14 protein-coding genes are annotated in these 13,444 nt (G+C 68.7%); 6 read left to right on the top strand and 8 right to left on the bottom strand.

The features are described 5' to 3' along the window. Positions 1-55: 55 nt before the first annotated feature. Together ED92_RS01165 and ED92_RS01170 are read left to right on the top strand one after the other, a co-directional pair. Entirely contained in the window at positions 56-1,375 is a 1,320-nt protein-coding gene (locus tag ED92_RS01165; RefSeq protein WP_037332243.1) for an LCP family protein, read from the top strand. A 10-nt stretch (positions 1,376-1,385) separates the two neighbouring features. Then, entirely contained in the window at positions 1,386-2,093 is a 708-nt protein-coding gene (locus ED92_RS01170) for a TIGR03089 family protein (RefSeq protein WP_037332244.1), read from the top strand. A gap of 64 nt (positions 2,094-2,157) precedes the next feature. Here ED92_RS01170 and ED92_RS01175 read toward each other — a convergent pair whose 3' ends face one another. After that, positions 2,158-2,583, bottom strand: a complete 426-nt coding sequence (locus ED92_RS01175) for a DoxX family protein (RefSeq protein ID WP_016331387.1) — start codon at positions 2,581-2,583, stop codon at positions 2,158-2,160. Between the two features lie 134 nt (positions 2,584-2,717). Here ED92_RS01175 and ED92_RS01180 point away from each other — a divergent pair, with 134 nt between their 5' ends. Further along, positions 2,718-3,170 (top strand): hypothetical protein, encoded by a 453-nt coding sequence (locus ED92_RS01180; protein ID WP_037332245.1) that lies wholly within the window; start codon positions 2,718-2,720, stop codon positions 3,168-3,170. Here the strand turns inward: ED92_RS01180 and ED92_RS01185 are convergent. Continuing rightward, positions 3,118-3,546: a hypothetical protein gene (locus ED92_RS01185; RefSeq protein ID WP_037332246.1), complete on the bottom strand. Its 429-nt coding sequence runs from the start codon at positions 3,544-3,546 to the stop codon at positions 3,118-3,120. The two genes, ED92_RS01180 and ED92_RS01185, sit on opposite strands and share 53 nt — an antisense overlap. Positions 3,547-3,652: 106 nt before the next feature. Here ED92_RS01185 and ED92_RS01190 point away from each other — a divergent pair, with 106 nt between their 5' ends. Beyond that, the gene (locus ED92_RS01190) at positions 3,653-3,919 is read left to right on the top strand and encodes a DUF3027 domain-containing protein (RefSeq protein ID WP_037332248.1); all 267 of its coding nucleotides are present in this window, start codon (positions 3,653-3,655) and stop codon (positions 3,917-3,919) included. Positions 3,920-3,994: 75 nt separating this feature from the next. Here the strand turns inward: ED92_RS01190 and ED92_RS01195 are convergent, their stop codons facing one another. After that, complete coding sequence (locus ED92_RS01195) at positions 3,995-5,167, bottom strand: acyl-CoA dehydrogenase family protein (protein WP_174492065.1); 1,173 nt, start codon at positions 5,165-5,167, stop codon at positions 3,995-3,997. A gap of 105 nt (positions 5,168-5,272) precedes the next feature. Between ED92_RS01195 and ED92_RS01200 the strand changes: the two genes are divergently transcribed. Next, the gene (locus ED92_RS01200) at positions 5,273-6,922 is read left to right on the top strand and encodes a class I adenylate-forming enzyme family protein (RefSeq protein WP_037332249.1); all 1,650 of its coding nucleotides are present in this window, start codon (positions 5,273-5,275) and stop codon (positions 6,920-6,922) included. A 73-nt stretch (positions 6,923-6,995) separates the two neighbouring features. On the opposite strand, the gene purE is transcribed toward ED92_RS01200, so the two are convergent. The 5 genes from purE to ED92_RS01225 all read right to left on the bottom strand — a co-directional run bounded on the left by purE (position 6,996) and on the right by ED92_RS01225 (position 12,191). Beyond that, positions 6,996-7,493 carry a 5-(carboxyamino)imidazole ribonucleotide mutase gene (gene purE, locus ED92_RS01205; RefSeq protein ID WP_037332250.1) on the bottom strand — a complete coding sequence of 166 codons (498 nt, stop codon included), beginning with the start codon at positions 7,491-7,493 and terminating at the stop codon, positions 6,996-6,998. Between the two features lie 12 nt (positions 7,494-7,505). Continuing rightward, positions 7,506-8,690, bottom strand: a complete 1,185-nt coding sequence (locus tag ED92_RS01210; protein ID WP_037332252.1) for a 5-(carboxyamino)imidazole ribonucleotide synthase — start codon at positions 8,688-8,690, stop codon at positions 7,506-7,508. Between the two features lie 13 nt (positions 8,691-8,703). Then, positions 8,704-9,909: a glycosyltransferase 87 family protein gene (locus ED92_RS01215; protein ID WP_037332253.1), complete on the bottom strand. Its 1,206-nt coding sequence runs from the start codon at positions 9,907-9,909 to the stop codon at positions 8,704-8,706. Continuing rightward, complete coding sequence (locus ED92_RS01220) at positions 9,884-11,236, bottom strand: glycosyltransferase 87 family protein (protein WP_037332255.1); 1,353 nt, start codon at positions 11,234-11,236, stop codon at positions 9,884-9,886. Before ED92_RS01220 ends, ED92_RS01215 begins: the two co-directional genes overlap by 26 nt. An 82-nt stretch (positions 11,237-11,318) precedes the next feature. Further along, positions 11,319-12,191, bottom strand: coding sequence for a hypothetical protein (locus tag ED92_RS01225; RefSeq protein ID WP_037332256.1), 873 nt, complete (start codon positions 12,189-12,191; stop codon positions 11,319-11,321). Between the two features lie 257 nt (positions 12,192-12,448). Here ED92_RS01225 and ED92_RS01230 point away from each other — a divergent pair. Next, positions 12,449-13,444: sigma-70 family RNA polymerase sigma factor (locus ED92_RS01230; RefSeq protein ID WP_037332257.1), on the top strand; the 996-nt coding region annotated here is incomplete at its 3' end.

A 13,444-nucleotide genomic window follows, 5' to 3' on the forward strand; every position in this document is an offset into this window, starting at 1 on the left:
GCCTAGCCTTCTCCTACGATCGGACGAGCGACAGCGCAAGGGGAGGTGATCAGGGATGAGCGACGAGGAAAAGAGCGTCAACGCACGTTCTGAGCAGTTGGACGACGAGGAGCCGAAGTCCGAAGAGGACACCAAATCGGACACCGAGAGTGACGAAGAGCCCCGGTTCGTCCCGACGCCGTACCCGCGGAATCCGCCGCTCCCCCAGCCGTCCACGCCGGCCGGGGACGAAGCCGTCTCTGGCACGCTCGCCGTTCCCGAACGCCCGTTGCGCCGCGCCGGCCGGATCACCCGCCGGATCGCGGTCGGCCTCGTGTCCCTGCTCGCCCTCGGCACGACGGGCTACGCGTACGTCACCAAAGACCAGCTGCAGAACAACGTCCCCACGACGAACGCCCTGAGCAAGGCCGACGATCCCGCCGCCCCGCCCGCCGACGACGGCGCGAACGACATCCTCCTGGTCGGCAGCGACGCGCGCACCGACGCGCAGGGCAATCCGCTGCCGCTACGGGTGCTCAAGGAGCTGCGCACCGAGGAGAAGCCGGGCGTCAACACCGACACCATCATCATCCTGCGGATCCCGAAGAACGGCGGGAAACCGTCCGGCGTCTCGATCCCGCGGGACACCTGGACCGGCATCCCCGGCCGCGGCCCGAACAAGATCAACTCGGCTTACGGCGTCGCGAAGACCAACTACGCCAACGCGCATCGCGGGGAATCCGATCAGGCGAAACTCGAACGCGATTCCGATCAGGAAGGCCGGAAGGCACTGGTCCAGACCGTTCAGGACCTGACGCAGATCCGCATCGACCACTACGCCGAGGTCAATCTGCTCGGGTTCTATCTGCTGACCGAAGCGTTGGGCGGCGTCAAGGTCTGCCTGAACCACTCGACCGAGGACAAGGACTCCGGCGCGAACTTCCGGCGCGGTGAGCAGACCGTGTCGGGCGGTGAGGCGCTTTCGTTCGTCCGGCAGCGCAAGAACCTGCCGCGTGGCGACCTCGACCGCATCGTGCGGCAGCAGACGTTCCTGTCGTCGGCGCTGAACCAGGTGCTCTCCGCGGGGACGCTGACCAGCCCGTCGACGATGGCGGGCCTGATGGACGTCGTGCGCAGGTCGATCGTCCTCGACGAAGGGCTGGACCTGCTGGAGTTCGCGCAGCAGGCGAAGGGGATCGCGTCGGGCGACCTGACGTTCACGACGATCCCGGTGGTGAACATCAACGGCCGCAGCGCCGACGGCCAGAGCATCGTCGAGATCGACCCCGCCGCGGTGCGGTCGTTCGTCTCCGGCCTGGTGGGCCGGGGTGGTGGCGGTGGGGCGCCTGGGGCGGCTCCGCTGCTCGCCGCGTCGAGCGTTCCCTGCGTGAACTAGCGTTGGGGGCGTGAGCCTCACCGAACTGCTGCTGCGGCCCGTACTCGGGTCGCCCGCGAAACCGCTGATCACGCACTACGACGACAAGCAGGGCAGCCGGGTCGAACTGTCCGTGGCGACCACGGTGAACTGGGCCGCCAAAACGGCGAACTGGCTGGTCGACGAGTTCGACGTCGAGCCTGGCGACGAGGTCGCCGTGGTGCTGCCGTCGCATTGGCAGACCGCCGGTGTGCTGCTGGGCGCGTGGTGGTGCGGCGCCAGGGTGGTGACGGAGACCGCGGGCGCACGGGTGGCGTTCGTCGCGCCGGGCGGCGCCTCCGACGCGGCCGCGACCGCCGTCGTCTCGCTGCACCCCATGGGTCTCGGGCTGCCCGCCGGCTCCGTACCCGACGGGGCGATGGACTACCTGACCGAAGCCCGGCTTTCGGGTGACCAGTTCAGCCCGCTGTTCCCGGTGCCCGGCGACACTCCCGCCCTGGGCTCGTCCACTGTGGACGAAGTGCTCGCCGCGGCTCGATCTCGGGCGTCCGATCTGGGCCTGTCCGCCGACGACCGCGTTCTGTCCACTGTGGAATGGAATGGGACGGAAGGGATCCTGGCGGGCTTCCTGACGCCGCTGGCGGCCGGTGCCCATCTGGTCCAGGTCACCGACGCTGATCCGGCCAAACTCGCTTCTCGGCGCGAAGCGGAGCGGACTACCGCGGATCTCCCCTCCTGAAATGTCATGAAAGGGCCGTTCCTGACGAAATACGTCAGGAACGGCCCTTTCATGACATCTGGGGTCAGGCGTCCTGGAGCTGCTTCGCCTCACGCTTGCGGCCGAAGAGCGCGTGGTCGAGCGACAGTTTGCCGGGGTTGAAACCGAGCGCGAGCCCGGCGACCGCCAGGACCAGGACGAGTTCGTAACCGCCCTGACCGGTGAGGCCGTTGTCGAGGTGCACCGAGAGCAGGGCGCCGACGGAGACCACGACGAAGCCGAGGCCCACCAGCGGCGTCAGGAAACCGACGATGAACAAGATGGCTCCCACGATCTCCACCGCGATCGCGAAGATCGCCGCGAGCGTCGGGAGCGGGATTCCGGTCTGCTCGAAGAACTTCGCGGTGCCGTCGATCCCGTTTTCCCACTTCTGCAGGCCGTGTGCGAGGAAGACCACACCGACACCGATCCGGCCCAGCAGGAGGGCGACATCCTTGAAACGAGCGAACATCGGGTATCAGCTTTCTGGTCGGTGAATATTCAACTTACCCGGATCACGGTAGGGCACCGAGCGCCTCCGACGGCACCTCCGGAGCGTGATCGACAGGTACCCGACAGGAACTCCCATACGGCAGAATCCCCGCCGTGACGGACGAACGGCTGGTCGGCCTCTGGTCGGATGAGATCGTGTATCCGGGCAGCGTCGAGTCCGTCGACCTGGCGTTCCTGGACAACGGCTCCGGATGGCTCTATTGGTCGAGCTGGAGCACCGAATTCGCGGTGTCGCGCTTCACCTGGGCGACTCCGGGCGAACTGGTCTTGCATTTCCATCGCGCTCTCGGCGGCACGTGGTCGATCAAAGACGGTTTCACCCGTCACGAAGTCGAGTCCGACGAGAAAGAAGAGTCCGTCATCCGGCTCGGCTACGAAATCGCGCCCGGCGAGGATCCGTTCGGCAACCCGGTGACCCTGCTCTCGCTGGACCGCGCGTTGGATGAGCACCTGGCGGGATCACGGTTCGCCTGGGTCGAGAAACCGGAATCGCTCAGCGACCCGTCCGCCGATGCTCCGCGGCCAGACCCGTCCAGCCGCCGCTGACGGCCAGCAACTCGAGCACCCGCTCCGCCTGCTCGGCGAACCCGGCCAGATCGGCGTGCAGCAACGCTATCCGCTCGGCGTCGAGTGGGACCTCGTCGTCGGCCCACAGCTCGATGACCGTGCTGACGGTCCACACGAGGAACTGGATGATCCGGATGAACTCCTCGGACGGCTCGTCGACGGCGCCGCGGTATCCCGTCTCGATCTCGTCGCAGGCCGCGACCAGCTCCCGCAGCGGCCTGACGACGTCGGCCGCCGTCCCGTCCCACGCGGCCGACGGCCACGTGCGATCCCCGAGTTCGAGCCACAACCGCCAGCCGGCGATCAGCTCGGCCTCGTCGTGCGGTGTCCACGACACCGGAGCGAACCAGAACATCCTTCGAGAGTGACACCGGCGGCCCATGATCGCCGTACTTCCGTGAAGCATCTCACCGAGGGCTAAACCGATCGCCTGCGTGACCCGGCGCATCTAATCTCACACCGTGCCCGCCACGAACCAGCCCTGGTCGGGCGACGACGAGAACTTCAACCGCGCCTGTCACGCGCGCTGGCGCGAACGATTCAACCGCCTCGGTGACCGGCAGGGCGAACAATGCGGCGGATGCGCCTTCTGGGTCGCCTTGCACGGACGGCTCGGCGACGACTACGGCGCCTGCACCAATGCACGTTCGTTCTTCGATGGAGTGGTCCGCTTCGAACACGACGGTTGCACCGCTTTCACCGAGCGCAGTGACGGCTCGTTCGGCTGACGCTCCTAAGTACATGAAGGCCCCCTTCCTTGCGCTAGACGCAAGGAAGGGGGCCTTCATGTACTTACCGCAGAATCAGCCCTTGAGCAGAGCCCGCGCCATGACCATGCGCTGGATCTGATTGGTGCCTTCGTAGATCTGCGTAATCTTCGCGTCGCGCATCATGCGCTCCACCGGGAAGTCGCGCGTGTAGCCCGCGCCACCGAAGAGCTGCACGGCGTCCGTGGTCACCTGCATCGCGATGTCCGACGCGTACGCCTTCGCGGCCGCGGCCATGTAGCCGCCGCGCTTGTCGCCACGCTCGGTCGCCGCGGCGGAGGCGTAGACGAGGTTCCGGGCGGCCTCGATCTTGATGCCCATGTCGGCCAGCATGAACTGGACGCCCTGGAACTCCGAGATCGACTTGCCGAACTGCTTACGCTCCTTGACGTACGCGATGGAGGCGTCGAGCGCGCCCTGCGCGATGCCCAGCGCCTGCGCGCCGATGGTCGGGCGGGTGTGGTCGAGGGTGCGCAGCGCGGTCTTCAGGCCGGTGCCGGGCTCGCCGATGATGCGGTCGGCCGGGATGGTGGCGTTCTCGAAGTGGATCTCGCGGGTCGGCGAGCCCTTGATGCCGAGCTTCCGCTCCTTCGAGCCGACGGTGAAGCCGGGGTCGTCCTTGTGCACGACGAACGCGGAGATGCCGTTGGCCTTCTTCTCGGCCTCGGGGTCGGTCACCGCCATCACGGTGTACCAGGACGATTCACCCGCGTTGGTGATCCAGCACTTGGTGCCGTTCAGCACCCAGTGGTCGCCGTCGAGCTTCGCGCGGGTGCGCATCGAGGCGGTGTCCGAGCCGGCTTCACGCTCCGAAAGCGCGTAGGACGCCGAGGCTTCACCGGACGCGATGGAAGGCAGCACGAGCTTCTTGAGGTCTTCCGACGCCGAAAGGATGATCGGCACCGTGCCCAGCTTGTTGACCGCCGGGATGAGCGACGCCGACGCGTCGACCCGCGCGACCTCTTCGATGACGATGCAGGCGGCGATGGCGTCCGCGCCCTGGCCGTCGTAGGCCTCGTCGATGTGCACGGCGTTGAAACCCGACTTGACCAGCGCGTTGTACGCCTCGATCGGGTACCGCTCGTTCTCGTCGACCTCGGCCGCGTACGGCTCGATCTCCTTCTCGGCGAGGGCACGCACCGCGGCCCGCAGCTCCTCGTGCTCTTCGGCAAGCTGGTACAGACCCGGGCCGTCAGACACCTTCGTCACCTCTTCTAACCGCGTTTGGGAGTTTGACCGATGTTAGCGCTCGTTCACATGGTGCGACATCGCGAGCGCTTGTGTCTTTGACCGCAAAGTCCGTACGTTCGAGTGATGGAGCTCACCCCGTTCCCCCGGTCGCTCGATTATCCCGAGGTCCCGGTCGGCTCGGTGCTCGCCGGCGCCGCCGCTCGCTGGGGCTCCCGCACGGCGTTCGCCCACGGAGACCAGAGCCTCACCTTCGCCGAGACATACAGCGCGGCCTGCCGGTTCGCGAACGCCCTGCGCGCCGAGGGCATCGGCCGGGGCGACGTCGTCGCGCTCCACCTGCCGAACTGCCTGGCGTACCCGGTCGCCTACTACGGAACGCTGCTCGCCGGGGCGACTTTCAGCCCGGCGAATCCCCTGCTCCCACCCGAGGACCTCGCCATCCAACTGGCCGACGCCGGAGCGGTCGCCGCAGTCACCGTCGGCCCGTTCGCGCGCGTGCTGGCTTCGGTGCGCGAGCGGACGTCGGTCCGGCTGACCATCGTCGTTCACCCGCCGGAGGCACTCGGGCAGGGAGAGGTCGAGTTCACGGAGTTCCACTCGGGTCACTCCGACGAGCGGCCGGACGTCGAGATCGACATCTACCGCGATCTCGCCCATCTGGCGTACACCGGCGGCACCACCGGACGCTCGAAGGGTGTCCGCCTGCCGCATCGGAACGTCGTGGTCAACAGTCTGCAGAGCTCCTGCTGGCGCCTGGGCGCGGTCCCCGCGGTCGACGATTCGGGAGAGGTGATCGTCGAGCAGCTCGGCGGCCCGGACGAGTGGCCGTCTCGGATCGGCACCGGGATCGCCCTCAACCTGACGCCGTGGTTCCACGCCATGGGCACCATCGCCGCGCTCAACGTCCCACTGCTCGACGGCGGCACCATCGTCCTGCACGACCGCTTCGACCCGGCCGCGTACGTGGCCGACGCCGAACTACTCCGGGTCACCACGATCGGCGGCGCGCCCGCGCTGTTCGCCGCGTTGCTCGCCTGCCCCGAGTTTCACACAGCCGACCTGTCTTCGGTACTGACCATCGGTTCCGGCGCGGCGCCGATGAACCACGAGATGATCCGCGCGCTGCAGAAACGCTTCCCAGGTGTGCTCGTCATCGAGGGCTACGGCCTCACCGAGGTCACCATGGGAGCCGTCATCGCGCCGGCCTACCGCTCCGCGGTCCGGAAGGTGGGCTCGGTTGGCCTTCCGCTCCCCGACACCGAAATCAAGATCGTCCCGGCCGAAGGCGGCGAAGATCCTTTGCCCGCCGGGGAAAGCGGCGAGGTCTGCCTGCGCGGCCCGCAGGTGATGATCGGCTACCGCGACCGCCCCGAGGAGACCTCGGCCGCGCTCGTCGACGGCTGGCTGCACACCGGCGACATCGGCGTCCTCGACGAAGACGGCTATCTGTCCATTGTGGATCGCAAGAAGGACATGCTGCTGTACAAGGGATACAACGTCTTCCCGCGCGAGCTCGAAGAGCTGCTGATCACCCTGCCCGGCGTCTCGGCGGCGGCCGTCGTCGGCAAACCGGACACCGAGGTCGGCGAGCTGCCGGTCGCGTTCGTGGTGCGCAGCGACGAGAACGTCACTGCCGAACAACTCCTGGAAGCCGTCGGCGCCCGCGTCCTGCCGTACAAACGACTGCGGGCGATCCACTTCGTCGACCAGATCCCGGTGTCGGCGGCCGGGAAGGTGCTCAAACGGGAACTGCGGAAGCAGCTCGCCGACTGAACCCCGCGCGTTTCGTCCTCTGAATGCGGTGGTTCGATGGCGAACTATCGCATTCAGAGGACGAAACGCGGGGTCAGCCTTCGACGCGTTTCCGCAGCGCGGAGTCCTTGTCGAGCACCAGCTGCTCCAGATCCGCCTGGAATCGCGCCATTTTCGCCTGAAGCGCCTCATCGGACGCGGCGAGGATGCGCACCGCGAGCAGACCCGCGTTGCGCGCCCCGCCGACGGAGACCGTCGCGACCGGGACACCGGCGGGCATCTGCACGATCGAGAGCAGCGAGTCCATGCCGTCGAGGTACTTCAGCGGCACCGGCACCCCGATCACCGGAAGCACGGTCGCCGAAGCGACCATGCCCGGCAGGTGCGCGGCACCGCCGGCGCCCGCGATGATCACGCGCACACCGCGCGAAGCGGCCGAAGTCGCGTAGTCGAGCATCCGCTGCGGAGTGCGGTGCGCCGAGTAGACGCCGACTTCGTATTCGATGCCGAACTCGGCCAGCGCCTGCCCGGCCGCTTCCATCGTCGGCCAATCCGAATCGCTGCCCATGATCAGGCCAACCTGCGGCGACATACTCAGTTACTCCTAGTGGATCTCGTAGCCGTCGAGCCAGACGGCGTGGGAAAGCCAATGCGCGGCGAGCAGCGCGCGGTCGCGCAGCTCTTCCATGCGTTCGCCGACGAGGTTGACGTGGCCGAGTTTGCGGCCGGGGCGTTCTCCCTTGCCGTACAAGTGAACGCGGATGTCCGGGTACCGCGCGAACAGGTGGTGCAGCCGCTCGTCCGGGCCCATTTCCGGTGCCTCGGGCGCGCCGAGGACGTTCGCCATCACGCAGGCGGGGGCGATCAGATCGGTCACCCCGAGCGGGTAGTCGAGCACGGCCCGCAGGTGCTGCTCGAACTGCGAGGTCTTCGAACCGTCCTGGGTCCAGTGCCCCGAGTTGTGCGGGCGCATCGCGAGTTCGTTGACCAGCAGGCCTTCGTCGGTCTCGAACAGCTCGACGGCGAGCAGGCCGGTCACGTTCAGCGTCGCGGCGATCCGCAGCGCCAGATCCTGCGCCTTCTGCGTGCGTTCGAGGCTCAGGCCCGGGGCGGGAGCGAGCACCTCGGTGTTGATCCCGCCGGACTGCACGGTCTCCACCACCGGCCACGCCGCGCCCTGCCCGAACGGCGACCGGGCCACGAGCGCGGACAGTTCGCGCCGCATGACGACCTTTTCCTCGACCAGCAAGGGGGTTCCGGCGTCGAGCAGTTCGGGGACGGTCTCGCGGGCGTGCTGCGCGGTGTCGAGCATCCAGACGCCGCGGCCGTCGTAGCCGCCCTGTGCCGCCTTGAGCACCACCGGCCACGAGTGCTTGTCGCCGAAGGTGATTACATCGTCCACAGAGGACACTTCGGCGAAGGCGGGGCCGGGGATCTCGAGCCCGGCCATCATCTCGCGCATGACGAGTTTGTTCTGCGCCATCGACAACGCGGCCGGATCCGGCCGGATGGTGACGCCTTCCATCGCGAGCGTCAGCAGGTGCTCGCCGGGAACGTGCTCGTGGTCGAAGGTCAGCACGTCGACCCCGGCGGCGAACGAGCGCAGCGCTTCGAGGTCGGTGTGGTGCCCCTGCACGACCTCGCCCGCGACGAGGCCGGCGGATTCGTTCTCCCCGGCGGCCAGCACGCGCAGGGACTGGCCGAGGGAGATCGCCGCCTGGTGGGTCATCCTGGCCAGCTGTCCGCCGCCCACCATGCCCACGATCGGAAGACCGGTTCGTTTGTCCATAACGTCGTGCAGATTACTTGGCCGCCACCGCCGCGACCTGGGCGGACCCGCGTCGCAGCTCCCGCACGGCCAGGCCTGTGATGGCGATCGCAGCGGTGAGGACGTAGACGTTGCCGAGCAGCGACCAGCCCAGCCCCCAGCCGAACTCGGTGTCCCCGCCGTTGGGCACGAACATGATCACGCCGCTCGCGAACAGCACCGCGACGCCCGCCGCAGGAACCCACGCCCGGCGGACGACGAGCAGGACGAGCAGCGGCACCGTCCACACCCAGTGGTGTGACCACGACACCGGCGAGAGCAACAGCCCGTAGAAGGCGGTCACCAGCAATGCGCCGACCGGGTCGCCGCGGCGGTGCAGGCGCACGACCAGCCAGACGGCGGGAACGGCCAGGACGGCGGCGACGGCGATGGCCACCGCCAGTGACCACGACGCGAGTTCCGAAGCGCGGTTCACCAGCCCGTTGAGCGACTGGTTGAAGATCCAGTGCACGGAGCCGACCCGGCTGGGATCGGTCGCCGACTCGGTCCAGAACCGGACGGCGTCACCGGGGATCACCGCGAACATCACGGCTTCGAGCGCGACGAACGTGCCGAGCGCTCGCAGCGCGTCCTTCCAGCGTCCGGTGAACAGCAGATGCGGCACGAAGATCAGCGGAGTCAGCTTGATCGCGGCCGAGATCCCGATCAGCACCCCGGCCCAGCGCGAACCGCGCGCCGAAAGCACCAGGACGTCGACGACGATCAACGCCATCAGGATGAGGTTGATCTGCCCGAGGAAGATCGTCTTCCAGACCGGCTCCAGCACCAGCGCGCCCGCCGTGGCCAGCGGAAGCACCCACCAACGGGTGAGCGGGGCACCGCAGGCGCGGGCGACCACGGAGATCACGACGCTGAGGCAGACCAGCGACAATGCGCCGACGACGCCCCAGGTCAGCCCGGCGGGCACGATCGCGAGCGGCAGGAACAGCGGCGCCGCGGCCGGGGTGTAGGTGAACGGCAGCAGCACCCACGGCGGCAGTGTCGTCAGCGCCTCGCGGGTGTAGAGCGGTTCACCCTTCAGCAGTGTGAGGGCGCCGGCCCGGTAGACGGCGCTGTCCGCGCCGAGATGCCATTCGCCGAGCCACGCGACGACGCCCAGCGTGAGCATCGCCAGCGCGAGCACACCCGCCAGCGTGATCCCGACGAGCCGGGCCTCAGCCGCCGGACGTGACTTCAGCATGCTTTCCGGTGTCCCCCGTGCCCTGCTTCCGCCGCAGGTACCACCAGCGTCCGGCGAGCGCGACCGCCAGCACCAACGGCATGAAGATGTACGCGCTGCCGAGGATGTTCTGCCACACCTTCCAGTGCAGCTCGACGTTGCGGCCGTTCGGCAGGATCAGCAGCACACAGCTGATGAAGACGAAGAACACCGCGAAGGTGCCGAGCCAGCGTTTCCACGCGGTGGCGGGCGTGGTCTTCGGCAGGCGCGAGACCAGCAGGACGACCAGCGGCGCCACCCACACCCAGTGGTGGGTCCAGGAGATCGGCGAGATCAGCAGGATCCAGAACGCCGTCACCAGCATCGCCGCGAGCGCCTGGCCCTTGCGGTGGAAACGCAGCACCAGCCAGATCGCCGGGATCGCGAGCAGCGCGCCGATCCCCATCGCGGCCTTCGACGCCCAGGGCGCGAGCTCGGTGAAGCGGTTCATCAGCGCGTTCAGCGACTGGTTGCCCGCCCAGTGCACCGGGCCGATGCGGCCGGTGTCGGGCAGCGTGTAGGTCCAGTAGCGGGCCGCGTCGTGCGGGATGATCAGGAACATCAGGCCCTGCATCACGACGAACGTGACGAGCCCGCGGACGGCGTCCATCCGGCGGCCGGTGATGAACAGATGCCCCAGGAACACGATCGGGGTGAGCTTCACCGCCGCCGCGACGCCGACGAGCACGCCGCCCCAGCGGCTGCCCCTCGCCCCGATGACCAGGATGTCCAGCATCACCAGCGCCATCAGGATGATGTTGATCTGGCCGAGGAAGATCGTGCGCCACACCGGCTCGAGGCCGAGGAAGACCAGGAAGAACGCGATCGTCGACCGGGCGGGCGAGGCCCACCAGCGGGGCCCGTCGGTCGAGGGCTTCGGCAGCGCGCCAATGGCGATCCGGACGCACAGCGCGAGCGCCAGCAGCGAAACCGCGGTCAGGAGCCCCCAGGCGACCTGCGTCGGGACCATCGCGAGCGGGATGAACAGCAGCGCGGCGGTCGGCGGGTAGGTGAACGGCAACAGCGCCCACCACGGCTCCACCGGAAGGGTGTTCGCGTCGTACAGCGGGTCACCGTTGAGCAAGGTCTCGGCACCGGCGCGGTAGACCGCGCTGTCCACGCCCAGCACCCATTCGTGCTGCCATCCCCAGATGCCGAAACCGATCGCGACCAGCGGGATCACCGACAGGATCAGGATCGACCTCGGCCGGACGGACAAGCGGGCGAGCGACTTCCGCAGCGAGAGACGATGCTGCGGTCGGCTCGCCGAAACGTCGCCGTTGGCGTCGGCGTCAACAGTCCGGGTCACGCAAACAGGAAATCATGAACCGGGTTGTGCCTGGTCGACAGGGTCGCCCGTGACCTGGAGAACCTCTTACGCTAACCCAGCGTCAGGAGCGGGCGAGGGAGCCGAGCAGATCGCACGCCAGATCGTAGGTCGCCGGGAGCCGGACCGCCGAGATCTGCGGACGGCCCGTGTCGCGCAACTGCGCGTCCACCGAAAGCCGCTCGTTGAGCGCCCTTCGCAGCGCGACGCCGGACGAGGCGAGCCTCACGTCCTTCGGCACGAGGGCGCCCGCGACGGACGGCCCGATCGAGGCGACGCTCTCCCCGCCGTCGAACACCTGCTTCAACGCGTCGGCGACCAGGATCATCCCGGTCAGCCGGGGCCAGCCCGCGACCGAGCTGAAGTCCATCGAGACCACGAGCAGCGTGTGCGCCTCCGCGACCGGCCGCTCGTCGCGGCGGGCCTGGCGGTACAGCTCACTCAACCGGGTCCTCAGGTACGCGGCGGTGGGCAGACCGGTGAGGGGTTCGGTGACCTCGGTGTTCACCAGCTGATCGGTCGCGACGTCCGCCCAGGCCAGCGCCGTCACCCGGAGTAGCCGGGAAGGCGTGGAGTCGACATCCGGAGCGAGGAAACCGTCCACCGCGTCCGGGTCGGCGAGCACGGCGTGCAACGCCGCGAGGTCCGCGAGCGTCTCGGCCAGTCCCGCACCCGCGGCGGCCCGAGCCCGGCCCAGCCCCGCGAGGGCGGTCTCCGCCACTTCCGCGGGAGCGACCCGGCCGTTCTTGATCACCGCCGCGCAGACGGCGTCGACCTCGGGCAGGCCCCAGTCGCTGGGGAAACGCCAGCCCGCGGCCAGGCTGGCCGTCCGCCAGCGGGCCCGCAGTGCGCGGAGCGTGCGATCTCGTTCGAACCGGTTCCAGGCGGCTTGCCCGTCGGATCCCCCGGACGGCGCACCGGTGGCCGGTACGTCCACTGCCCACCGCCCCTTTCCGTTCCGATCTTTTCGATCTTGCGATCGCTTCACGGTGGGGACGCCCGTCCACGCCGCGCGTGACGGCGTTTTTCAAGGATCTTTCCGAACTCTTCGGTAACCCATCCTGGGTGATGGCGTTGCGCCCTCCGGGTCATCGAAGGGACCGCGAGGTGACGTGCGTCGCCCGTTCCGTCACACTGAGCGTGTTCGGGCGTTAGGAAGAGTAGACCCGCCTAACCCGCAGATGAAGGAGCCCCGTGTCCACCGTTCCCGCCGATCTCTCCGGTAAGAGTGACGCCGAGCTGATCGCCGAGGTGCGTGACGGGAAGATCGCGTCTTACGGAACCCTTTACGAGCGTCACGCCGGCGCGGCGCACAACCTCGCCCGCCAGCTCGCCCGCTCGAGTTCCGAAGCCGACGACCTCGTTTCGGAAGCCTTCGCGAAGGTGCTGGACACGCTGCGCGGCGGCAAAGGCCCCGACGCCGCGTTCCGCGCGTACCTGCTGACCGCGCTCCGGCACACCGCCTACGACAAGACGCGCAAGGACAAACGCGTCGACCTGAACGAGGACATGTCCGACGTCGGCGGTGCCGTCGGCGAAGCGCTGACGGTCCCCTTCTCCGACACGGCCGTCGCCGGGCTCGAGCGCACGCTCGCCGCGAAGGCGTTCGCCCGGCTGCCCGAGCGGTGGCAGGCGGTGCTGTGGCACACCGAGATCGAAGGGCAGACGCCCGCCGAGGTCGCGCCGCTGCTGGGGTTGACCGCGAACGGTGTCTCCGCGCTCGCCTACCGGGCGCGTGAAGGCCTGCGGCAGGCGTATCTGCAGGTCCACCTGGCCGAGAACTCCGCCGAACGCTGCCGCGCGAGCGCGGACAAGCTCGGCGCGTGGACCCGCGACGGGTTGTCCAAACGCGAACGCGCCCAGGTGGAGAACCACCTGGACGAATGCGAGAAATGCCGCGCGCTGGCCGCGGAACTGGCCGACGTCAACACCGGGCTGCGCGGGATCATCGCGCCGATCGTGCTCGGTGGCGCGGCTCTCGGATACCTGGCGACGACCGGGGCGGGCAAGGCGGGCGCGGTCACCGCGGCCGCGACGGCCGCCGCCGCGGGTTCGACCTCGGGCGGCGCCGCCGGTGCCGCCGCGGCCGGACCGCGCCAGTTCGCCGGTGTGGCCGGATCGAGTGTGGCCATCGTCGCCGCCGTCGCGGTGGCGCTCGCCGCCGGTGGCGGCACCCAGGAGATCCCGGCC

Origin of the sequence: Amycolatopsis sp. MJM2582 (genome assembly GCF_000754115.1) — a bacterium.
Taxonomy (GTDB): domain Bacteria; phylum Actinomycetota; class Actinomycetes; order Mycobacteriales; family Pseudonocardiaceae; genus Amycolatopsis; species Amycolatopsis japonica.